Raw genomic sequence first — 20,236 nt, 5'->3', positions numbered from 1 at the left:
CAGTGACGTGCGTTTACGCTTGCCAACAATCATGTAATGCGTATAGTTCTCATTTGCATTGCACTTGATTACATTCTAAGGCCCGACAACGGGCCCTTTTTGCGCGCACGTTTAATGAGTTAATTATGAACAACACGAAAAGGCATAAAACGCTGCTGGCTCTCGCCATTGGCGCGGTCACGCACTCCGCCCTGGCGGCGGATGAAAAGAAAGAAGACACCCTGATTGTCCAGTCTGCGCCTGCCAGCGATTTTAAACCCGGCGGCGACCAGCTTGTGCCGGCGTTCCTTGACGGGCAGGTGGCGAACGGTGGACGCATGGGGATGCTGGGGCAGCAGAACGCCATGGACGTGCCGTTTAATATCATCAGCTACACCTCGAAGCTGGTAGAAGATCAGCAGGCGAAAACCATTGCTGATGTGGTCGCTAACGACGCGGGGGTGCAGTACGTGCAGGGTTACGGCAACAGCGCCGAAACCTTCCGTATCCGTGGCCTGAAGTTTGACGGAGATGACATGACCTTCGGCGGCCTGTCCGGCGTTCTGCCGCGTCAGGTGGTGGATGCGCAGATGGTCGACCGCGTTGAGATTTTTAAAGGGGCAAACGCCCTGATGAACGGCGCGGCAAGTTCAGGCGTGGGGGGAATGATTAACCTTGAGCCGAAACACGCGGATGAAACGCCGCAGGCAAAAGTGGGCGTTGATTACACCTCTGATTCCCAGTTTGGCACCACGCTGGATGCGGGCCGTCGCTATGGCGACAACGACCAGTTTGGCGCGCGCGTGAACCTCGTTCATCGCGAAGGGGAAAGCGGGGTGCCCAACGATCGCCGCCGCACTACGCTGCTCTCCACCGGCCTCGACTACAAAGGCGACAATTTCCGCACCTCTCTGGATGTGGGGTATCAGAAGAAAACCTTCCATGGCAGCCCGACCAGCGTCAATATCTCCGCCGTGGATTTCGTGCCTGAACCGCCGAAAAACGATCGCAACTTCTCGCAGAAATGGGCCTACAGCAACATCGAAAATGAATTCGGGATGTGGCGCAGCGAGTACGACATTACCGATAACTGGACGGCCTATACCGGCCTCGGTGCGCAGCACGCTCACGAAGAAGGGATTTACAGCGCGCCGAAGCTGCTGGATAAAAGCGGTAAGGCGACGGTCAGCCGTCTTGATACCAACCGCATCAGCGATTCCGTCAGCGGGATGGCGGGTATTCGCGGTAACTTTGCTACCGGCTTCGTAACGCATAAAGTCAACGTCGGTTACTCCGCGATGACCAAAAACGAAAAAATCGGCTGGAAAATGTCGTCGGCGGCGGATAACCCAACCACCAATATCTATCACAATACCGGTGTGGATATGCCGGACAGCTCCAGTTTCAACGGCTTAGGCGGAAATTACAGCGATCCGCTCACCAGCGGGCGTACCCGGACGCAGGGCTGGCTGTTGAGTGATACGCTGGGCGTGCTGGACGACAAACTGCTGTTTACCGCCGGGGCGCGTCATCAGAAGGTGGTCATTCGCGGATACAACAAAATTACCGGGCAGGAAAATAAAGCAGACGGTTTCGACGGCAGCCGCTGGATGCCTACCTACGGCGTGGTTTACAAGCCGTGGGAGGCGATCTCCCTGTATGCCAACCACACCGAAGCGCTGCAGCCGGGTCAATCAGCCCCTAACACCGCCACCAACTACGGGCAGAGCACCGGCATCGTTCACTCTAAGCAGAACGAAGTGGGCGTGAAGGCGGATTTTGGTCGCGTGGGCGGCTCCCTGGCGCTGTTTGAGATCAAAATGCCGTCGGCGATCCTCAACAGCAACGGTCATTATGGTCTTGATGCCGAGCAGCGTAACCGCGGCGTGGAGCTGAATGTGTTCGGTGAGCCCCTGCTGGGCGTCCGTCTGAACGCCAGCGCTACCTGGCTGCAGGCGGAGCTGACCAAAACCAACAACGGCCTCAACCAGGGCAATGATGCGATTGGCGTTCCGAATTTCTATGCCGTTCTGGGCGCAGAGTATGACATCAAACCGATTGATGGCCTGACCGCTACCGCGCGCGTGAACCACTCCGGCACGCAATACGCGGACCTGGCGAACACCAAAAAGCTGGACAGCTACACTACGCTGGATCTGGGTATGCGTTATCGCTTCGCCGTTAACCACAATCAAAATCAGATGACGGTGCGTGCGGGTATCGACAACGTGACCAATGAAAACTACTGGTCCAGCGTGGATGATTCAGGTACCTACATCACCCAGGGCGAACCGCGTACCTTTAAAGTCTCGGTGGGCTACGCATTCTGAGAACGCCGCTCGTTATCCGGGGCAGGGATGCCCCATTCCCTTGCTACCACCAGCCTGAAGTGTTAAAACGTGCCCCTTCTAAAAAAGAGACAGGGGTAGGGCGTGAAAGACGCGTCATCCGCTTCAGGCACCGGTAGCGCTGAAGCTTCGTCGGAACAGAATCCGACGCTGCAACGTGGTTTGCAAAATCGACATATACAGTTAATTGCCCTCGGTGGGGCTATCGGTACCGGGCTGTTTCTCGGCATCGGCCCGGCCATTCAGATGGCGGGGCCGGCGGTATTGCTGGGTTATGCCCTCGCCGGGATTATCGCCTTCCTGATCATGCGCCAGCTCGGCGAGATGGTCGTCGAAGAGCCTGTGTCAGGCTCGTTCGCGCACTTTGCGTATAAATACTGGGGCCCGTTTGCGGGGTTCCTCTCCGGCTGGAACTACTGGGTGATGTTTGTGCTGGTGGGGATGGCAGAGCTGACCGCCGCTGGCATCTACATGCAGTACTGGCTCCCGGATGTGCCCACCTGGATTTGGGCGGCGGCCTTCTTCATCATCATCAATGCCATCAACCTTGTGAACGTCCGTTTGTACGGTGAAACCGAGTTCTGGTTTGCGCTCATCAAGGTGCTGGCGATTATCGGCATGATTGGTTTTGGCCTGTGGTTGCTGTTCTCGGGTCACGGCGGTGAGCGTGCCACGATCGACAACCTGTGGCAGCACGGGGGGTTCCTGGCGACCGGCTGGAAGGGGCTTATCCTTTCGCTGGCGGTGATCATGTTCTCTTTCGGCGGGCTGGAGCTGATTGGTATCACTGCCGCTGAAGCGCGCGACCCGCATAAAAGCATTCCGAAAGCGGTCAACCAGGTGGTGTACCGTATTCTGCTGTTCTACATCGGTTCGCTGGTGGTATTGCTCGCGCTCTATCCCTGGGTTGAGGTGAAATCAAACAGCAGTCCGTTTGTGATGATTTTCCACGATCTCAACAGCAATGTGGTGGCCTCAGCGTTGAACTTCGTTATTCTGGTGGCGTCACTTTCGGTCTATAACAGCGGCGTCTACTCCAACAGCCGGATGCTGTTTGGCCTCTCCGTGCAGGGGAATGCGCCGAAGTTCTTAACCCGCGTCAGCCGTCGCGGCGTGCCGGTGAATTCTCTGCTGTTGTCCGGTGCGATCACCTCTTTGGTGGTGGTGATCAACTACCTGCTGCCAAAAGAGGCGTTTGGCCTGCTGATGGCGCTGGTGGTTGCCACCCTGCTGCTGAACTGGATCATGATCTGCCTGGCGCACCTGCGTTTTCGTGCCGCGATGCGTCGTAAGGGACGTGAGACGCAGTTTAAAGCGCTGCTTTATCCGGCAGGAAACTATCTCTGCATCGCTTTCCTCGGGTTGATCCTTGTGCTGATGTGCACCATGGACGACATGCGCCTTTCCGCGATGTTGCTCCCGGTGTGGGTCATCTTCCTGTTTGTGGCATTTAAACTTTCCCGCAAGCAATAATGCATGCCGTCCTCTCCCGGTGGGAGAGGGCGAGCCATCCAGTTTCCCATCCCAACGCGATAAACCTCTTTATCGTGACCCCTCTCCCAAATCTCTCCTGATCCACAGGATCTTTATTTTGTAATCGATTACTTTTCATTTGAGGGTATTTGTAATCGATTACTTTTCTAGGGTGAGGCTCATTATGGTGTCAACAACTGAAAGTAGTGGAAAGGTGATAGCGCAGCACCGGCTGCTGGTTCCGCGTCTGTCGCTGATGATGTTTCTGCAGTTTTTTATCTGGGGTAGCTGGTCGGTCACGCTGGGTCTGGTGATGACCCAGCACAACATGTCGTTGCTGATTGGCGATGCGTTCTCCGCCGGGCCCATCGCCTCTATTTTGTCGCCGTTCGTGCTCGGGATGCTGGTGGATCGCTTCTTCGCCTCGCAGAAGGTGATGGCGGTAATGCACCTGGCGGGCGCGGCTATCCTGTGGTTCGTTCCGGGGGCGCTGATCGCTGAAAATGGTGCGCTGCTGATTGGCCTGCTGTTTGGCTACACGCTTTGTTATATGCCGACGCTGGCGTTAACGAACAACATCGCGTTTCACAGCCTGGCAAACGTCGATAAAACCTTCCCGGTGGTGCGCGTGTTCGGCACGATCGGCTGGATTGTCGCGGGGATCTTTATCGGCGTTACCGGCGTGGCCTCCAGCGTCACGATCTTCCAGGTTGCGGCAGCGAGCTCCGTGCTGCTGGCACTTTACAGCCTGACGCTGCCGCACACGCCCGCCCCGGCAAAAGGGCTGCCGGTCCAGGTTCGCGATCTGTTCTGCGCTGATGCGTTTGCCCTGCTGAAAACCCGCCACTTCCTGGTCTTTTCCGTCTGCGCAATGCTGATTTCCGTGCCGCTTGGCACCTACTACGCTTACACCGCCTCATACCTGGCGGATGCCGGGATTGCTGATGTCAGCACCGCGATGTCGTTCGGCCAGATGTCAGAGATTGTCTTCATGCTGGTGATCCCGCTGCTTTTCCGCCGTCTGGGCGTGAAAGTTATGCTGCTGGTCGGCATGCTGGCGTGGTTTGTCCGTTACGCGATGTTTGCCATGGGAGTGAGTGAGGAGGGACGTTTCCTGCTCTATCTCGGCATCCTGCTGCACGGTGTGTGCTATGACTTCTTCTTTGTGGTGGGCTTTATCTATACCGACCGCGTGGCGGGCAAAAAGGTGAAAGGCCAGGCGCAGAGCATGATCGTGATGTTCACCTATGGCATCGGCATGCTGCTTGGTTCGCAGATTTCTGGCGCGCTGTATAACCGTCTGGTGGCGGGACAGGCCGTGCCGCAGGCGTGGGTCACCTTCTGGTGGATCCCGGCGGTGGCGGCAGCGGTGATTGCGCTGATTTTCCTTCTCACGTTCAAATATGACGATGACAAGGCGTAACGTTCAGGAGGTGGTATGAGAACGATTAAGGGACCTGGTATTTTCCTGTCGCAGTTTATCAGCGCAGAAGCGCCGTTTAACTCGCTGGATGGGCTGGCAGGCTGGGCAGCAGGTAAGGGCTACAAAGCCGTGCAGATCCCCTGCAATCATCCGCACATTTTTGACGTGGAGAAAGCGGCTGAGAGCCAGGCTTACTGTGACGACATTACCGGCACGCTGGCGGAGCACGGACTGGCGATCAGCGAGCTGTCGACCCATCTGGAAGGGCAGCTTATTGCGGTGAACCCGGTCTACGGCGACGCGTTTGACCATTTCGCGCCGGCAGACGTGCGGGGTAACGACGCGGCCCGTCGGGCGTGGGCGACCAGCAAATTGAATCAGGCGGCGGCGGCCTCCGAAAAATTAGGCCTGACAGCGCACGCCACTTTTTCTGGATCGCTGGCGTGGCCATTTTTCTACCCGTGGCCGCCGCACAATGCGCAGCGTTTTCAGGACGCTTTCCAGACGCTGGCAACCCGCTGGCGGCCCATTCTGGACACCTTTGATGAGCACGGCGTCGATGTCTGTTATGAGCTGCATCCGGGGGAAGACCTGCATGACGGCGTGACGTTTGAGCGTTTTCTGGCGCTTGTGGACAACCACCCGCGCTGCAATATTCTCTACGATCCCAGCCATATGCTGCTTCAGCAGATGGACTACCTGACGTTTATCGATCTCTACCATGCGCGCATTAAAGCGTTTCACGTCAAAGATGCAGAGTTTCGTCCCAACGGGCGCAGCGGTGCATACGGTGGCTACCAGCCGTGGATCCATCGCGCGGGTCGCTTCCGGTCGCCGGGCGACGGGCAGATCGATTTCACCGGTATTTTCAGCAAACTGACCCAGTACGACTACGAGGGCTGGGCAGTGCTGGAGTGGGAGTGCTGTCTTAAGGATGGCGATACCGGTGCCCGCGAAGGCAGCGAATTTATCCGTCGTCATATCATTCCGGTATCCGGGCGCGCGTTTGACGATTTCGCCGCGGGAGGCAGCCATGATTAACGTCGGGATTGTCGGCAGTGGCTTTATCGGCCCGGCGCACATTGAGGCGCTACGGCGTCTCGGCAGTGTGCAGGTGGTCGCCCTGTGCGACAGCTCGCTTTCACAAGCGCAGGAAAAGGCGCGCCAGCTGAATGTGCCCCATGCTTACGGGAACGTTGAGGCGCTGCTCGCCCATCCGGATCTGCACGTGGTGCATAACTGCACGCCAAACCATCTGCACGCAGAGATTAACCGCCAGATTTTGCGGGCGGGTAAGCATGTTTTTTCCGAAAAGCCGCTGTGTATGACCCCGGAGGAGGCCCGCGAGCTGGTGGCACTGGCTGAGCAGGCGGGCGTGGTACACGGCGTCAGCTTTGTCTATCGCCAGTTTGCGATGGTGCGCCAGGCGGCCAGCATGAGGCGCGAGGGCAGTCTCGGTCGGCTGTTTGCCACGCATGGCAGCTATCTGCAGGACTGGATGCTGCTGGAAACCGACTATAACTGGCGGGTGGATGCCGCGCTGGGTGGTGCGTCGCGCACGGTGGCGGATATTGGCTCCCACTGGTGTGACACGGTGCAGTTTGTGACCGGGCGGCGGATCACCGACGTGATGGCCGACCTCGCCATCGTCTGGCCAACGCGCAAGGCCAGTGCGGCGGGAAACCGGACCTTCACGGATGATCGCAGCGCGAACGATGAAGACAAACCGGTCACCACCGAAGATTTTGGCTCGGTGCTGGTGCGCTTCGACGATGGCAGCAAAGGCAGTTTTAACGTCTCGCAGGTCAGCGCCGGACGCAAAAATCGGCTGACGTTTGAAATTAACGGCAGCGAACGGTCCGTGGCGTGGGATCAGGAGGTGCCGCAGCAACTCTGGATCGGCCATCGCGCGCAGGCAAACCAGATCCTCTCCGACGATCCAAACCTGATGAACCGTGACGTGGCCGAAAGCGCCCATTTTCCTGGCGGACATATCGAAGGCTGGCCTGATGCCTTTAAAAATATGATGGTGCAGTTTTACCGCGCCGTGATGCAGGGGGAGATGCCGGCACAGCCGCTGTTTGCGACGTTCCATGACGGCGCGAACGTCATGTATATCATTGATGCGATAGTGAAAAGCCATCAGCAACAGCGCTGGGTGCGCGTTGCGTATTGACGCGTTGCCCGGTTCGCCGGGCAACGAATTTATGGTAGCCTGCATAAAACGTTAACCGCAGGAAATGCCGTCGCTATGTCCATTCAGAAAATCGCTCAGCTTGCCGGGGTGTCCGTGGCAACGGTCTCCCGCGTGCTTAACAACAGCGATACCGTGAAAGCGAAAAACCGCGAACGCGTCCTGCAGGCGATCAAAGAGAGTAATTACCAGCCCAACCTGCTGGCGCGCCAGCTGCGAACTGCCCGCAGCTATATGATTCTGGTAATGGTGTCGAACATCGCTAACCCGTTCTGCGCCGAAGTGGTGAAAGGCATTGAAGAGGAAGCCGAAAAGAACGGCTACCGCATTCTGCTGTGCAATTCCGGCTCTGACATTGAACGCTCGCGTTCGGGGCTGAGTTTGCTGTCCGGTAAAATTGTCGACGGCATTATCACCATGGATGCCTTCTCAAAGCTTCCTGAGCTGGCCGCCCTGATTGGCGCTGCGCCGTGGGTGCAGTGTGCCGAATACGCCGATGCCGGTGCGGTCTCCTGCGTCGGGATTAACGATGTGGACGCCTCGCAGCATGCGGTCAGCCAGCTTGCCGACGGCGGGCGCGGGCGGATCGCGATGATTAACCACGACCTGAGTTATAAATATGCCCGCCTGCGCGAGCGGGGCTATAAGAGCGTTATCCACCTGAAAGATCTGGCTTACCAGGCGGTGGAATACGCCAGCGATCTCAGCTTCGGCGCCGGAATGGCGGCGATGCAAAATCTGCTGAAGGAAAACCCGCCTGACGCGGTCTTTGCCGTTTCCGATACCCTGGCGGCAGGCGCATTGCATGCGATCCAGCAGGCGGGATTACGCGTGCCGGAAGACATTGCGGTAGTCGGGTTTGACGGTACGGAACTGGCGGAGATGATTTCGCTCACCACCATCGAACAGCCGTCGCGGGATATTGGGCGCAAGGCGGTCGATTTGTTGTTGAATAAAATCGATAACCCGGATGCGCCCACGGAAAGAGTGATGATGGACTGGCGCTTTATCTCCCGCGCCAGCGCCTGATTATTTCGCTATTACGCCAGCCAGCGAGCGAATATCGTTTCCGGTCGGAGACTGATGAATACGCAGACCAAATTCATCCACCACGGCGAATATATGGTCGAAAATATCGGCCTGAATCGCCTCATATTCCGCCCAGACGACTGTGTTAGTGAACGCGTATATTTCAACTGGCAGCCCGTTAGCTTCTGGTGCTAACTGACGAACCATCAGCGTCATATCTTTACGGATCCGCGGGTGATTACGCAGATATTCATTTAAATAGGCGCGGAAGGTTCCAATATTGGTCATTTTGCGCAGGTTCAGCACCGATTCGCCTTCACCGTTTTCCTGATTCCAGAGCGAAATTTCTTCGTGACGCGCCGCCATGTACGGCTTAAGCAGCTTCGCCTGAATCAGCTGCTGTTGCTCCTGCTCGTCGAGGAAGTGGATGCTGGTGGTGTCTATATTCAGGCTACGCTTGATGCGTCGCCCGCCGGAGGCCGACATGCCGCTCCAGTTGATAAAGGCATCAGAGACCAGCGCCCAGGTCGGAATGGTGGTGATGGTGTTGTCGAAGTTGCGCACCTTCACGGTGGTCAGGCCAATGTCCGTGACCGTGCCGTTGGCTCCGTATTTTGGCATCTCCAGCCAGTCACCGAGTTTAAGCATGTCATTGGCGGAGAGCTGGATCCCGGCGACAAGCCCGAGGATCGGGTCTTTAAACACCAGCATTAACACCGCAGCCATGGCGCCCAGGCCGCTAATCAGAATGGCTGGCGACTGACCAATCAGCAGCGAGATAATTAAAATCCCCACCAGAATAGCGCTCACCAGTTTTATCCCCTGGAAGATGCCCTTCAGCGGGAGCTGCGAGGCTGTCGCCATCTTTTGCGAAAGATTGAAAATGACGTCCAGCAGCGAGAAGAACGAGAGCAGGGCATACACCATCACCCACAACTTTGCGCAGGTGGTGAGCATTTCCGCGGCTTCGCTGCCTTTTTGCAGCCACAGTACCGCCTGAACGTTGACAATAATCCCCTGCAGGGTAAAGGCGACACGGTGAAATAACTTGTTCTGGGTAATGATTTGCAACCATAAATGGCTGCTGGCCTGCGCGCGTTTCTCAAAGGCCCGCAGGACCACTTTGTGCAGAATAAAATGAACGATGAGTGCGGTAAGAAAAATAATACCAAAGATAATCACTAAAGAGGTGGTGTGATTAATTTCAATGCCTAACTCTTCAACCTGAGCAATTAATTCCTGCATAACGTCTCCTGTATTGATGCAGCCCCATAATGGCGGCTGCGGATCTATTATGCAAATTCGTCAGGGTTATTTGACGGCGTGGCAGGTCGTCACCACCGGCAGGCACAGTCGATGGCGAACCCGCAGCGTCGCCAGCGCGAGGATCACCATCAGGCCAGTTTCCACCGCGAGGAAGAGGGTGATCGCCTGGGTGTAATCTCCGTGATGATTTTGCAGACCGTGCAGCAAAATCGCGCCAAAGATGGCCGGACCGAGTCCAAGCGCCGCCTGCTGCAGCGTGCTCAAAATGGCGCTCGCCGCCCCGGCGTCATCAGGCTGAATATCGCGCATGCCAATACGATAAAAACTGTTCACGATCAGCGCCTGACCGTAGCCGACCAGCCCGGTCGCGGGTGCCAGCGTCAGCGCGGTATTGTGCATTCCCCAGAGGCGGAAGGTGACAATCAGTGCCAGCAGGCCCGCTATCTGGATCGCCAAACCGGTTAGCAGAATGGTACTGGTGCTGTAGCGGGCAATCAGACGCGGGGCAAACCACGCTGAAATAAAGTAGGTGACACCCAGGGCGATAAAACTGTTGCCAGACTGCCACGGCGCCATCCCCAGACCGGTTTGCATGGTTAACGCCATGCAGAACATAAAGCCGGACCAGACGCTAAAAAAGAGCAACGCAATCAGCACGCCAAAGCGGATACTGCGCAACTGCAGCAGGCGCGGCGGGATCAGCGGATGCGCATCGTCCCGCTCTTTTTTGCGGGCGTTGAGGGCCATTAACCCGGCAAGCGGAATAATGGCGATAAGCGCGACCTTAAGCGGCCAGGACCAGTGCCACTGCGGGCCAAGCGCCATCGGGAACAGCAGGCAGCAGAGGATGATCGCCAGCAGGACGGTGCCCGTCCAGTCAATGCTTGATGGCGTGTCACGGCGGGTTTCCGGCACGTAGCGGCGGCTCATGGCCAGCACCACCAGACAAATTGGCACGTTGATAAAGAAGGCGTTACGCCAGCCGAGGCCGGCAATGTCCGCCGATACCAACCAGCCTCCGCCCATCTGGCCGACGATAAACGCGATGCCGCCGATGCCGCCAAAGAGGCTGATGGCCTTCGCGTGGGCCGTGCCTTTCAGCGTTACGTGCAGGGTGGCGAGAATTTGCGGCATGATCAGCGCCGCGCCAGCCCCCTGAAGAATACGGGCGCCCAGCAGTTGTTCAATGTTGCCTGCCATTCCGCACAGCAGCGAGGCCAGGCCAAAGCTCGCCACGCCCCACATGAAAAGACGACGGCGGCCAAGGTTATCCCCCAGCTTGCTGCCGAGGGCAAGGCAGACGGCAAAGGCCACACCGTAGAGGGCAACAATTAATTCCAGCTCGGTGGCCGTAGCGTGCAGCGAATGGGTGATAGCATCCAGCGCCACGTTGGTGATTGAGGTATCAATCAGCGGCAGCATCTGGCCGGTTAACAGCAATATCAGGCCTGCGCGGCCCGGTGAAACGACTGACGTATTCATGGTAACTCCATTGCGTCATTCAACAGATGGTCGTAGCATCAACGATCTGATAAACGGGTACCAGTTCTTGCTTATACTGGTACTGGCACTACCATGCAGGGGGATTTATGGCGCTGATGTCTGAACCCGTCGTCTCGCTCAAGGATGACACCCGAAAACAACTTGGTGCGTTTTTACGCGCCCGACGCGAAAGCCTCGATCCGCAGCGGCTCGGCCTGCCGCGCAGCGGTCGACGCCGCACGCCCGGGCTGCGCCGTGAAGAGGTGGCCCTGCTGGCGGACGTCGGGGTGACCTGGTACACCTGGCTTGAGCAGGGCAGGGACGTCAATCCTTCCAGCGCGGTGATGGCCGCCGTGGCAAAAGCGCTGCAATGTACCCCGACCGAAGCGCGCCATCTTTTTGTGCTGGCCGGGCTACCGCCGGGTGAAGCACCGCAGGCCACCTGCTGTGAAGGGATCAGCGAAGGCACGCGCCGCCTGCTTGATACGTTGATGCCGAAACCGGCCAGCATTCAGAAACCCAATTTCGACATCGTGGCCTGGAACGACAGCTTTGGTCATCTGATGGGTGTCGATTTCAATGCGATCCCCCCGGAAGACCGCAACTGTATTTATCTGTTCCTGACCCACCCGGCATGGCGCGCCCGTCTCGGCAGACGTGACGATGTGCTGCCCGTCTTTGTCTCCTATTTCCGGGCGGCGATGGCCGAGCACCGGGGTGACCCGCTGTGGGAAGCCAAACTGGCGCGCTTCTTTGCGGTGTCTGAGGAGTTTAAAAATCTGTGGCATCAGCGCAATGACGTGCGCGGTGTGGAAAACCAGCTCAAGTTGTTTACCCATCCTGAGCTTGGGGAATTTACCCTGCAGCAGATGTACTGGTACTCTGCTCCACGAAACGGTTCCCGGTTGCTGGTGTATCTGCCAGTAGATGAAGCCGGGGAGAGAGCAATGGAATGGCTGACGGAGCAGGCAAAATGAAGGTTACCGGCAAACAGGAGCGGCTGCTACGCCGCGCACTCAACGAGTGGCAACAGGAAGGCACATTAACCGCTGACGACCATCAGCGGCTGGCCGGTACGCTTCAACGCGTGACCATGGACTGGCAGCGGCTGAGCCGCTACGCCTTCTGGACGGCACTTGCCTGCGCCATTATCGCCATCGGCAGCCTGTTTTCGGACAGCGAACTGATGGCGCGCATTATCGAATTCTTCGCTTTTTCCTCCCTTGCCCGCATCGGGCTGCCGGCACTGCTGGCCGTGCTGTTTTATTTGTGGGGCTTCAGCCGCCAGCGGCGGGAGACGCAGTGGCATTACAGTACCGAAGCGATTTTGTTCCTCGGAGTCTTGTTTACCGCCGTCGCGCTCTGGCAGCTGGGTGAACGGCTGGATAATGGCAGCGGCCACATCGCGCCCCTGTTCCTGGCCGGCTGTGCCGTCTATGGTCTGGTAGGCTTTTTCGGCCGCTCCGGCCTGGTCTGGCTGTTCTTCTTGCTCTCGCTTGGCAACTGGTTTGGCGCGGAGACGGGCTATATGTCCGGCTGGGGCGCTTACTGGCTGGGGATGAACTATCCGGTGCGCTTTATCTTTTTCGGCGGCGCGCTGCTGGCCCTGTGCTGGATCCTGCGCGCTGTGCTGCAGTCCCGTCATCTCTACACCACCAGTAAAGCGATGGGGCTGACGTATCTCTTTGTCGCCCTGTGGATCATGTCGATATTCGGTAATTACGATATCGATAACTGGTACAGCGTGACCCAGGCCTCGTTGCTGCCGTGGGCGCTGCTGTTTGCGGTGGCAGCGGTTCTCTGTATTTACGTCAGTCTGAAAACTGACGACGGCATGCTGCGCGGGTTTGGCCTGACGTTCCTCGCCATTAACCTCTATACCCGCTACTTCGAATACTTCTGGGATGGGATGAACAAGGTGGTGTTCTTCCTGATTCTGGCGGCGTCGCTGGCGGTGATAGGGCGGTATGCGGAGCGGATCTGGCATGCCGGGCGTGCGGAGAAGTAAGTTTTTACGCGTTTTTATTGGGAAGACGCAGAAAACGCCGTCTGTGTGAGATGTTGGTTCAATGGCGAAACCAGGCAGATGACGCGTGATTGAAAACGGGCCGCAGTTGCGGCCCGTTTGTCTTAGCACTCGGTCAAAATCGTGCTCAGCGGCAGGCGAGATTTTGGCAGCGTGGCGTTGAAATCTTCCACGCTGTGGTGTCCAACCGGGACCACCACCAGGCTGGTGAAGCCTTTTTCTTTCAGGCCAAACTCTGCGTCGAGAATGGCGGCGTCAAAACCTTCAATGGGTACGGCATCCAGGCCCAGCGCGGCCACGCCTAACAGGAAGTTACCGACGTTGAGGTAAACCTGTTTCGCCATCCACTGGTCGTCATCTTTCAGATCCACGCGGTGCATGTCGGCAAAATAGCAACGACCTTTGTGATTCGCCGCTTTTGCTTCTGGGGTGTTGAAGCGACCGTCTGCCTCTTCCTGATCGACGACGCGCTCAAGCCACGCATCGTCCATGGCGGTTTTCGCGCAGAACACCACCACATGAGAGGCGTCCATCATTTTGCGTTCGTTGAACACGTAAGTGCCTGCCGCAGATTTGGCCACGCGCGCTTTACCTTCCTCAGTGCTGGCAATAATAAAATGCCACGGCTGGGAGTTCGTGCTGGACGGGCTGTACTGCAGCAGGGTTTTGATCTTCTCCGCTTCTTCAGCGGTCAGTTTCTTGCTTGGGTCAAACGCCTTGGTGGAGTGGCGTTTCAGGGCAACGGAAAGGATATCCATAACAACTCCTGGTGATAAAATTCGCCCGCGTGCGGGCGCGAAAAGGAGTGCAGATTACCGTGCGAAGCGGGAAAAGATAAGTGCATTTTGAGCGCTTAATCTGTTCGTCTCAGACGAACAATCAGCGCGGCCTGATCCATTTCTGGTCTTTTTTCGGCAGCTTATCGACGACCAGATTCCAGGAGTCGTTGATGAGATCGGCCACCAGTTCCGGCGTAACATCGTCGGTGCCGTAGAGTGAAATCCAGTGCTTTTTATTGAGATGATACCCCGGCTCAACGCCGCGGTAGATCTGCTGGTTTAACAGGGATTTTTCCGGATCGGATTTCAGGCTGACATGCGGTCGCCCGTGAGCAACCGCAACAATCATGAAAATCTTGCCACCCACTTTAAACACATCAAATTCCGGCCCGAACGGCCAGCAGTGTTCGGTGAACGGCAGTTCCAGCGCCACGCGTTTGGCGTGTTCCTGCAGCGATTTACTGTCCATCAATATCCTCGGAGGCGAGTCCACGCCACATGGCTTCAAAGCCCAGCGCTTTAAAATCGACGGCGCGGGACGGATCGCGGGTGGCAAATTCCATGGTGGTTTCGGCAAGCGATAAGAACATGGCATCACCAAAGGTACGAAACTCATCGGACATAAATACCGGGCGCACTGCGCGACGGCACAGTTCATGCAGCTCCGGGAACATCTCCTGCACGGCCTGCTCCGTTTCGGCGCTGATCTTCTCGCTGACCCCAAGCTGGCGAATGGCGGCGTGAGCGACAGGATTACGGATGCCCCAGTCCACGTAGCTGTTCCAGATATTGCGGGTATGTTCTTTGGGGAGGGTGAGCGTGCGATCAAGCTCCGCCAGCATCGTCTGGCAGAGATCCTGCTTCAGGTGCAGATAGAGGGCATTCAGCAGATCGTCTTTGGTAGCAAAGTAGCGGAACAGTGTGCCTTCAGCGACGCCCGCGTTCCGGGCAATTAAGGCCGTTGAGGCGGCAATACCTGACTGTGCAAATGCAGCGGTTGCTGCGTCCAGTAAGGCCTGTTTTTTATCTTCACTCTTCGGACGTGCCACTAAATTGTTCCTCCTGTCAATTGTAAAAACCTTGATTGAAACACGTGCTTTGACAGGCTGCAACGCGCAATGTCAAAGATCGAAAACGTCTTGACGACTTTATCATCATATCTATAATGAGTGCTTACTCACTCATAATCAAGTTCAACCCGCGTAAACCATCGGATGGGGCGCGTTTTCGGGTCAGGATATGAAAAAGCCTCTATTCATCTGCGTGGTGTTCGTCATGATTATTGCTTCAGCTGCGAGTTTACCTTTTATCCTGAATCCTGGATTTGGCCAGCCACCGCAGGGTGCGCAGCTTACCGAAGTGGAGGCCTCCCCGCAGTATCGCGACGGGAAGTTCCACAATACGTTGCCGACACCGGGCTTCACCGGCGAGCAAAATATGCTGGTAGCGTGGTGGCAATTTCTGACCCGCAAAACCGAAAATGCCCGTCCCGCGCAGCCGCTGCCGCTGGTGAAAACCGATCTCGCCAGTCTGCCGCTGGAGCAGGACACGCTGGTCTGGCTCGGTCACTCGTCGTGGTATATGCAGCTGGCGGGTAAACGTATTCTGATTGACCCGGTGCTCAGTAACTATGCCGCGCCGTTCTCGTTCCTTAATAAAGCTTTTGCGGGCGAGTATCCCTGGCATGCGCAGAACATGCCGGAGATCGACCTGCTGATCATCTCCCACGATCACTACGATCATCTGGATTACGCCACCATCAGGGCGTTACTGCCGAAGGTGAAACGTGTGGTTACCCCGCTGGGCGTTGGATCTCATCTGCGCTACTGGGGCATGAAGCCGGAAATTATCGACGAGCGCGACTGGAACCAGTCGGTGCGCATCAGTGATGACTTAACGGTGCACGTCCTGCCGGCACGTCACTTCTCCGGACGCGGGATTAAACGCGATCAAACCCTGTGGGGGAGCTTTATGTTCGTCACGCCGGCGCAGAAGGTTTATTACAGCGGAGACTCCGGTTACGGCCCGCACTTCAGGGCCATCGGTGAGCAGTTCGGCGAGGTGGATTTAGCCATCATGGAAAACGGCCAGTACGATCGGGACTGGAAGTACATTCACATGATGCCGGCGGAAACGGCACAGGCGTCGGCTGACCTTAACGCGAAAGCTGTCGTGCCCGGTCATAACGGACGCTTTGTGCTGGCGAAACACACCTGGAACGATCCGCTGATCCAGCTGGCGCAGGCCAGCAAAGATAAAAATTATCGGCTACTGACGCCGGAGCTGGGTGAACCTGTTCACGTGAGTGATACCACGCAAACCTTTCGTGAGTGGTGGGAATAATGTTTAAGCGAGAAGCAGAGGGGGAGAGCAGTATGACCATTTCCGCTCAAGTCATCGACACCATCGTCGAGTGGATCGACGACAACCTGCACCAGCCATTACGTATCGAAGAGATCGCCCGCCACGCGGGTTACTCGAAATGGCATCTGCAGCGTTTGTTTATGCAGTATAAGGGCGAAAGTCTCGGGCGTTACATTCGCGAACGCAAGCTGCTGCTGGCAGCGCGTGACCTGCGTGAATCGGACGAGCGTGTCTACGATATCTGTTTGCGCTACGGCTTTGATTCGCAGCAGACGTTTACGCGTATCTTTACCCGTACCTTCAACCAGCCGCCTGGCGCGTACCGCAAAGAGAACCACAGCCGGACACACTGAACGTGTCGTTATGCAGAAATCCGACCGGGTAAGGCGCAGCCGCACCCGGTTTTTTTTTACTTACGATGCCAGTGAAAACCAGCGACGCCAGACGAAACGCAGGATGAAGAATTCGAGGGCGCCAAGCAGTAAAAACCACACGCAGAACAAAATGGTGTACAGCTGGTTAAGATCGACCATGTGGAAGATCGTCATCAGCTTTTTCGCCAGCACCAGCCCAAGCGACGGCGCAGGTAACAGCAGGCAGGAGAGCAGGGCCATCAACAAAATGCCCCCCGCTGTGAGCAGCGATTCTAACGGGTGTTTCATCTTAATGTTAATCGTCAGTTAAAAATGTCATTGTCCGGCATCGCGGAACGTAAAGCAATATAAACCCGGCAGACGTTTTTTGTTAAATCAAATGCACTTTTCTGCGAATAAATAACAGAAAGAGAATAATCTCTCAGAAGCGATTAAATTATTATCGCGTTATGTAAATAAATGTCCTTGTCATGCAAATAATTTTACAAACATATAAGTGCTATATCCAATTAACGTGGCAATAACAATGGCTGCGACAATGTATAACGCCAGGCGGCGTGCGCGATAAATACCAAACATGGTTCCTCCTCGTTTAGCGTTGGTTTAGAAATATTTTGTAAAAATCATCGTATTCGAATAATATTTATTAGTTTTGAATATCCCGGCAGTAATTATATTGCGGTAGATCAATTTTACCCGCAAGCCTTAAAAATGAATTTATTAAAGCCAGAAAGGAATTCAGGCTTCCGTCCACCGTATATTGAAGGAAAAATACGATGACCAAAAAAAATCTCTCTCAGAACATGCCACCTGCTGGTGGGCAGGCGTATCTGCAGACCGTTGAGCAAGTGCTTGCTAACAAGCAGAGCCAGGCAAGCGGCCTCGACCGTGCTGAAGCGCAGGCACGTCTGCATCAGTATGGCCCTAACGCGTTGCCGGAGAAAAAAGGCAAGCCCGCCTGGCTACGTTTTCTCGCCCATTTTAATGATGTACTGATTTACGTTCTGCTTGCCGCGGCGGTATTAACCGCGGTTATGGGCCACTGGGTCGATACGCTGGTTATCCTCGGTGTGGCGGTAATCAACGCGTTAATTGGCCATATTCAGGAAAGCAATGCGGAAAAATCCCTGAAGAGTATTCGCAATATGCTCTCCAGCGAAGCGCGCGTCATTCGCAATGGCAATCATGAAACGCTACCGACAACTGAAATAGTCCCGGGCGATATTATTGTATTACGCGCGGGGGATCGTATTCCGGCGGATATGCGTTTAATCGAAGCGCATAATTTACGCGTGGAAGAGGCTATTCTGACCGGCGAATCTACCGTGGTGGATAAACACATTAATCCGCTGACCGGTGAATTACCGCTGGGCGACCGCACTAACCTGGTCTTTTCCGGTACGACCGTGAGTGCAGGGGGCGGCATTGGCGTGGTCATTGCCACCGGGCAAGAGACTGAACTTGGCCACATTAACCAGATGATGGCGGGTATTGAAAAGCATCGTACGCCGCTGCTGGTGCAGATGGACAAGCTGGGGAAAGCGATCTTCGCCATTATTCTGGCGATGATGGCGGCACTGTTTGTCTTCAGCCTGGTGTTCCGCGAAATCCCCATGGGCGAGCTGCTGCTCTCTCTGATTAGCCTGGCGGTCGCCTCCGTGCCGGAAGGTCTGCCAGCCATTATTTCTATCATCCTTTCTCTTGGCGTGCAGGCGATGGCACGCAAGCGGGCGATTATCCGCAAGCTGCCAACGGTTGAAACCCTGGGGGCGATGACCGTGGTCTGCTCGGATAAAACCGGCACCCTGACCATGAACGAGATGACGGTGAAAGCCATCATTACTGCCGACAGTTGCTACCGCGTGGACGGTAACAGCTACGAGCCGGTGGGGAACATTTACCTGGAAGGCAGCGACGAGCCGATGCAGATCCAGCCGGGCACCGTGCTGGAGCAGTACCTGCGCACTGTCGATCTCTGTAATGACAGCCAGCTGATTCAGGACGAACGCGGTCTGTGGGGCATCACCGGTGGGCCGACCGAAGGGGCGCTGAAGGTGCTGGCGGCGAAGGCGCATCTTGAGCCGGTGATGACCACCCTGATTAACAAGATCCCGTTCGATTCGCAGTACAAGTACATGAGCACCCACTATCAGATTGGTCACGAGGAGCACATCCTGATTACCGGCGCGCCGGACGTGATTTTCGCGCTGTGTAAACAGCAGCAGGCCCGTAACGGCGCTGAAGCGTTCGACCGCGCTTACTGGGAAACCGAGATGGAGCGCTATGCACGTCAGGGGCTGCGTATGGTTGCCGCGGCGTTCAAACCGGCGAACGGTGAGCAGGCGCTGACGCATGACGATCTGAATCACGGGCTGATCTTCCTCGGTATTGCCGCAATGATGGATCCACCGCGTCCTGAAGCGATTGATGCGATTCATGCCTGCCAGCAGGCCGGGATCCGCGTGAAGATGATCACCGGGGATCACCCGCAGACGGCAATGAGCATCGGTCAGATGCTCGGGATCACCAACAGCGAGCAGGCGGTGACGGGCTACCAGCTGGAGAAAATGGACGACGCTGAGCTTGCAGACGCCGCGGTGAAATATGACATTTTCGCCCGTACCAGCCCGGAGCATAAGCTGCGCCTGGTGAAAGCCCTGCAGGACAAGGGTGAGATCGTGGGCATGACCGGCGACGGTGTGAATGACGCTCCGGCATTGCGCCAGGCGGACGTGGGCATCGCAATGGGCATTAAAGGCACCGAAGTGACCAAAGAGGCGGCGGATATGGTCCTGACCGACGATAACTTCGCCACCATCGCCAGCGCGGTAAAAGAGGGGCGTCGCGTTTACGACAACCTGAAGAAAACCATTCTGTTCATTATGCCGACCAACCTGGCGCAGGGGTTGCTGATTGTTATTGCGCTGTTGGCAGGAAACATTATCCCGCTGACGCCGGTATTGATTTTGTGGATGAACATGGCAACCTCCGCCACGCTCTCCTTTGGCCTGGCCTTTGAAGCCGCTGAGCGCAACATCATGAAGCGTCCGCCGCGTCAGACCGGACAGCACGTGATGGATGCGTACGCCGTATGGCGCGTGGCCTTCGTCGGGACCATGATTGCCATCGCCGCCTTTGCGCTGGAAGCCTGGCTGGCACCGCGCGGCCACAGCGCGGAGTTCATCCGTACCGTGCTGCTGCAGATGCTGGTCTGCGCCCAGTGGGTATACATGATTAACTGCCGCAACACTGAAGGGTTCTCCCTGAACCGTGGCCTGCTGGCGAACAAAGGGATTTGGCTGGTCACAGGCGTGTTGTTCCTGCTCCAGGCGGCAATCATCTACCTGCCGTTTATGCAGATGCTTTTCGGCACGGAAGCGCTGCCTCTGCGCTACTGGTTCGTCACGCTGGCGGTAGCCGCGATGATGTTCTTCGTTGTTGAAATCGAGAAGCGACTGACCCGCAGGTTCCGTAAGGCTGCATAACCTTTTGCCCTCAC

General features: G+C 56.5%; 17 protein-coding genes. 11 read left to right on the top strand and 6 right to left on the bottom strand.

Features of this window, described 5'->3' with window-relative positions:
• Nucleotides 1-125 precede the first annotated feature (125 nt).
• The 6 genes from L466_RS04265 to L466_RS04290 all read left to right on the top strand — a co-directional run bounded on the left by L466_RS04265 (nt 126) and on the right by L466_RS04290 (nt 8,446).
• On the top strand, nt 126-2,309 hold the full coding sequence (locus L466_RS04265; RefSeq protein WP_032681526.1) for a TonB-dependent receptor: 2,184 nt from the start codon (nt 126-128) through the stop codon (nt 2,307-2,309).
• 102 nt (nt 2,310-2,411) lie between these two features.
• Nucleotides 2,412-3,800 (top strand): phenylalanine transporter, encoded by a 1,389-nt coding sequence (gene pheP, locus L466_RS04270; RefSeq protein ID WP_014168959.1) that lies wholly within the window; start codon nt 2,412-2,414, stop codon nt 3,798-3,800.
• A gap of 184 nt (nt 3,801-3,984) precedes the next feature.
• On the top strand, nt 3,985-5,223 hold the full coding sequence (locus tag L466_RS04275; RefSeq protein WP_032681525.1) for an MFS transporter: 1,239 nt from the start codon (nt 3,985-3,987) through the stop codon (nt 5,221-5,223).
• Between the two features lie 15 nt (nt 5,224-5,238).
• Nucleotides 5,239-6,264, top strand: a complete 1,026-nt coding sequence (locus tag L466_RS04280; RefSeq protein WP_032681523.1) for a sugar phosphate isomerase/epimerase family protein — start codon at nt 5,239-5,241, stop codon at nt 6,262-6,264.
• Complete coding sequence (locus L466_RS04285) at nt 6,257-7,399, top strand: Gfo/Idh/MocA family protein (RefSeq protein WP_032681522.1); 1,143 nt, start codon at nt 6,257-6,259, stop codon at nt 7,397-7,399. The genes L466_RS04280 and L466_RS04285 overlap by 8 nt, the downstream gene beginning before the upstream one ends.
• Before the next feature lie 75 nt (nt 7,400-7,474).
• Nucleotides 7,475-8,446, top strand: coding sequence for a LacI family DNA-binding transcriptional regulator (locus tag L466_RS04290; RefSeq protein WP_025204778.1), 972 nt, complete (start codon nt 7,475-7,477; stop codon nt 8,444-8,446).
• On the opposite strand, the gene L466_RS04295 is transcribed toward L466_RS04290, so the two are convergent.
• Nucleotides 8,447-9,691: a mechanosensitive ion channel family protein gene (locus tag L466_RS04295; protein WP_014168964.1), complete on the bottom strand. Its 1,245-nt coding sequence runs from the start codon at nt 9,689-9,691 to the stop codon at nt 8,447-8,449. It lies immediately after the preceding gene.
• Nucleotides 9,692-9,757: 66 nt separating this feature from the next.
• The gene (locus tag L466_RS04300) at nt 9,758-11,194 is read right to left on the bottom strand and encodes an MFS transporter (protein ID WP_032681520.1); all 1,437 of its coding nucleotides are present in this window, start codon (nt 11,192-11,194) and stop codon (nt 9,758-9,760) included.
• A gap of 107 nt (nt 11,195-11,301) precedes the next feature.
• Here L466_RS04300 and L466_RS04305 point away from each other — a divergent pair, with 107 nt between their 5' ends.
• Nucleotides 11,302-12,171 carry a helix-turn-helix transcriptional regulator gene (locus tag L466_RS04305; RefSeq protein WP_014168966.1) on the top strand — a complete coding sequence of 290 codons (870 nt, stop codon included), beginning with the start codon at nt 11,302-11,304 and terminating at the stop codon, nt 12,169-12,171.
• The gene (locus tag L466_RS04310; protein WP_032681519.1) at nt 12,168-13,202 is read left to right on the top strand and encodes a hypothetical protein; all 1,035 of its coding nucleotides are present in this window, start codon (nt 12,168-12,170) and stop codon (nt 13,200-13,202) included. Before L466_RS04305 ends, L466_RS04310 begins: the two co-directional genes overlap by 4 nt.
• Before the next feature lie 122 nt (nt 13,203-13,324).
• Here L466_RS04310 and nfsB read toward each other — a convergent pair whose 3' ends face one another.
• The 3 genes from nfsB to L466_RS04325 form a co-directional block, all read right to left on the bottom strand.
• Nucleotides 13,325-13,978, bottom strand: a complete 654-nt coding sequence (gene nfsB / locus L466_RS04315) for an oxygen-insensitive NAD(P)H nitroreductase (RefSeq protein ID WP_032681518.1) — start codon at nt 13,976-13,978, stop codon at nt 13,325-13,327.
• Between the two features lie 121 nt (nt 13,979-14,099).
• A complete protein-coding gene (locus L466_RS04320; RefSeq protein WP_020885135.1) occupies nt 14,100-14,468 on the bottom strand; it encodes an MmcQ/YjbR family DNA-binding protein in 369 nt (122 codons plus the stop codon).
• The gene (locus tag L466_RS04325; RefSeq protein ID WP_020885134.1) at nt 14,458-15,048 is read right to left on the bottom strand and encodes a TetR/AcrR family transcriptional regulator; all 591 of its coding nucleotides are present in this window, start codon (nt 15,046-15,048) and stop codon (nt 14,458-14,460) included. The genes L466_RS04320 and L466_RS04325 overlap by 11 nt, the downstream gene beginning before the upstream one ends.
• A gap of 190 nt (nt 15,049-15,238) precedes the next feature.
• Here L466_RS04325 and L466_RS04330 point away from each other — a divergent pair, with 190 nt between their 5' ends.
• Together L466_RS04330 and L466_RS04335 are read left to right on the top strand one after the other, a co-directional pair.
• Nucleotides 15,239-16,342 carry an MBL fold metallo-hydrolase gene (locus tag L466_RS04330; protein ID WP_032681517.1) on the top strand — a complete coding sequence of 368 codons (1,104 nt, stop codon included), beginning with the start codon at nt 15,239-15,241 and terminating at the stop codon, nt 16,340-16,342.
• A 32-nt stretch (nt 16,343-16,374) separates the two neighbouring features.
• On the top strand, nt 16,375-16,716 hold the full coding sequence (locus tag L466_RS04335) for a RamA family antibiotic efflux transcriptional regulator (RefSeq protein WP_020885132.1): 342 nt from the start codon (nt 16,375-16,377) through the stop codon (nt 16,714-16,716).
• 60 nt (nt 16,717-16,776) lie between these two features.
• On the opposite strand, the gene L466_RS04340 is transcribed toward L466_RS04335, so the two are convergent.
• Entirely contained in the window at nt 16,777-17,025 is a 249-nt protein-coding gene (locus tag L466_RS04340) for a DUF1158 domain-containing protein (protein ID WP_025204775.1), read from the bottom strand.
• 488 nt (nt 17,026-17,513) lie between these two features.
• On the opposite strand from L466_RS04340, the gene L466_RS04345 reads away from it, so the two are divergent.
• On the top strand, nt 17,514-20,222 hold the full coding sequence (locus L466_RS04345; protein WP_032681516.1) for a cation-transporting P-type ATPase: 2,709 nt from the start codon (nt 17,514-17,516) through the stop codon (nt 20,220-20,222).
• Nucleotides 20,223-20,236 lie beyond the last annotated feature (14 nt).

It is taken from the genome of Enterobacter sp. BIDMC 30, from assembly GCF_000534355.1.
Classification (GTDB): domain Bacteria; phylum Pseudomonadota; class Gammaproteobacteria; order Enterobacterales; family Enterobacteriaceae; genus Enterobacter; species Enterobacter ludwigii.
Note: the sequence above shows the minus strand (reverse complement) of the source record. Positions and strands in the feature narration are given on the sequence as shown.

Bases quoted from the DNA above. Each gene is read 5' to 3' on its own strand.
- L466_RS04265 (WP_032681526.1), top strand. From the start codon at position 126: ATGAACAACACGAAAAGGCATAAAACGCTGCTGGCTCTCGCCATTGGC.
- L466_RS04275 (WP_032681525.1), top strand. From the start codon at position 3,985: ATGGTGTCAACAACTGAAAGTAGTGGAAAGGTGATAGCGCAGCACCGG.
- L466_RS04280 (WP_032681523.1), top strand. From the start codon at position 5,239: ATGAGAACGATTAAGGGACCTGGTATTTTCCTGTCGCAGTTTATCAGC.
- L466_RS04285 (WP_032681522.1), top strand. From the start codon at position 6,257: ATGATTAACGTCGGGATTGTCGGCAGTGGCTTTATCGGCCCGGCGCAC.
- L466_RS04290 (WP_025204778.1), top strand. From the start codon at position 7,475: ATGTCCATTCAGAAAATCGCTCAGCTTGCCGGGGTGTCCGTGGCAACG.
- L466_RS04295 (WP_014168964.1), bottom strand. From the start codon at position 9,691: ATGCAGGAATTAATTGCTCAGGTTGAAGAGTTAGGCATTGAAATTAAT.
- L466_RS04300 (WP_032681520.1), bottom strand. From the start codon at position 11,194: ATGAATACGTCAGTCGTTTCACCGGGCCGCGCAGGCCTGATATTGCTG.
- L466_RS04305 (WP_014168966.1), top strand. From the start codon at position 11,302: ATGGCGCTGATGTCTGAACCCGTCGTCTCGCTCAAGGATGACACCCGA.
- L466_RS04310 (WP_032681519.1), top strand. From the start codon at position 12,168: ATGAAGGTTACCGGCAAACAGGAGCGGCTGCTACGCCGCGCACTCAAC.
- nfsB (WP_032681518.1), bottom strand. From the start codon at position 13,978: ATGGATATCCTTTCCGTTGCCCTGAAACGCCACTCCACCAAGGCGTTT.
- L466_RS04320 (WP_020885135.1), bottom strand. From the start codon at position 14,468: ATGGACAGTAAATCGCTGCAGGAACACGCCAAACGCGTGGCGCTGGAA.
- L466_RS04330 (WP_032681517.1), top strand. From the start codon at position 15,239: ATGAAAAAGCCTCTATTCATCTGCGTGGTGTTCGTCATGATTATTGCT.
- L466_RS04335 (WP_020885132.1), top strand. From the start codon at position 16,375: ATGACCATTTCCGCTCAAGTCATCGACACCATCGTCGAGTGGATCGAC.
- L466_RS04340 (WP_025204775.1), bottom strand. From the start codon at position 17,025: ATGAAACACCCGTTAGAATCGCTGCTCACAGCGGGGGGCATTTTGTTG.
- L466_RS04345 (WP_032681516.1), top strand. From the start codon at position 17,514: ATGACCAAAAAAAATCTCTCTCAGAACATGCCACCTGCTGGTGGGCAG.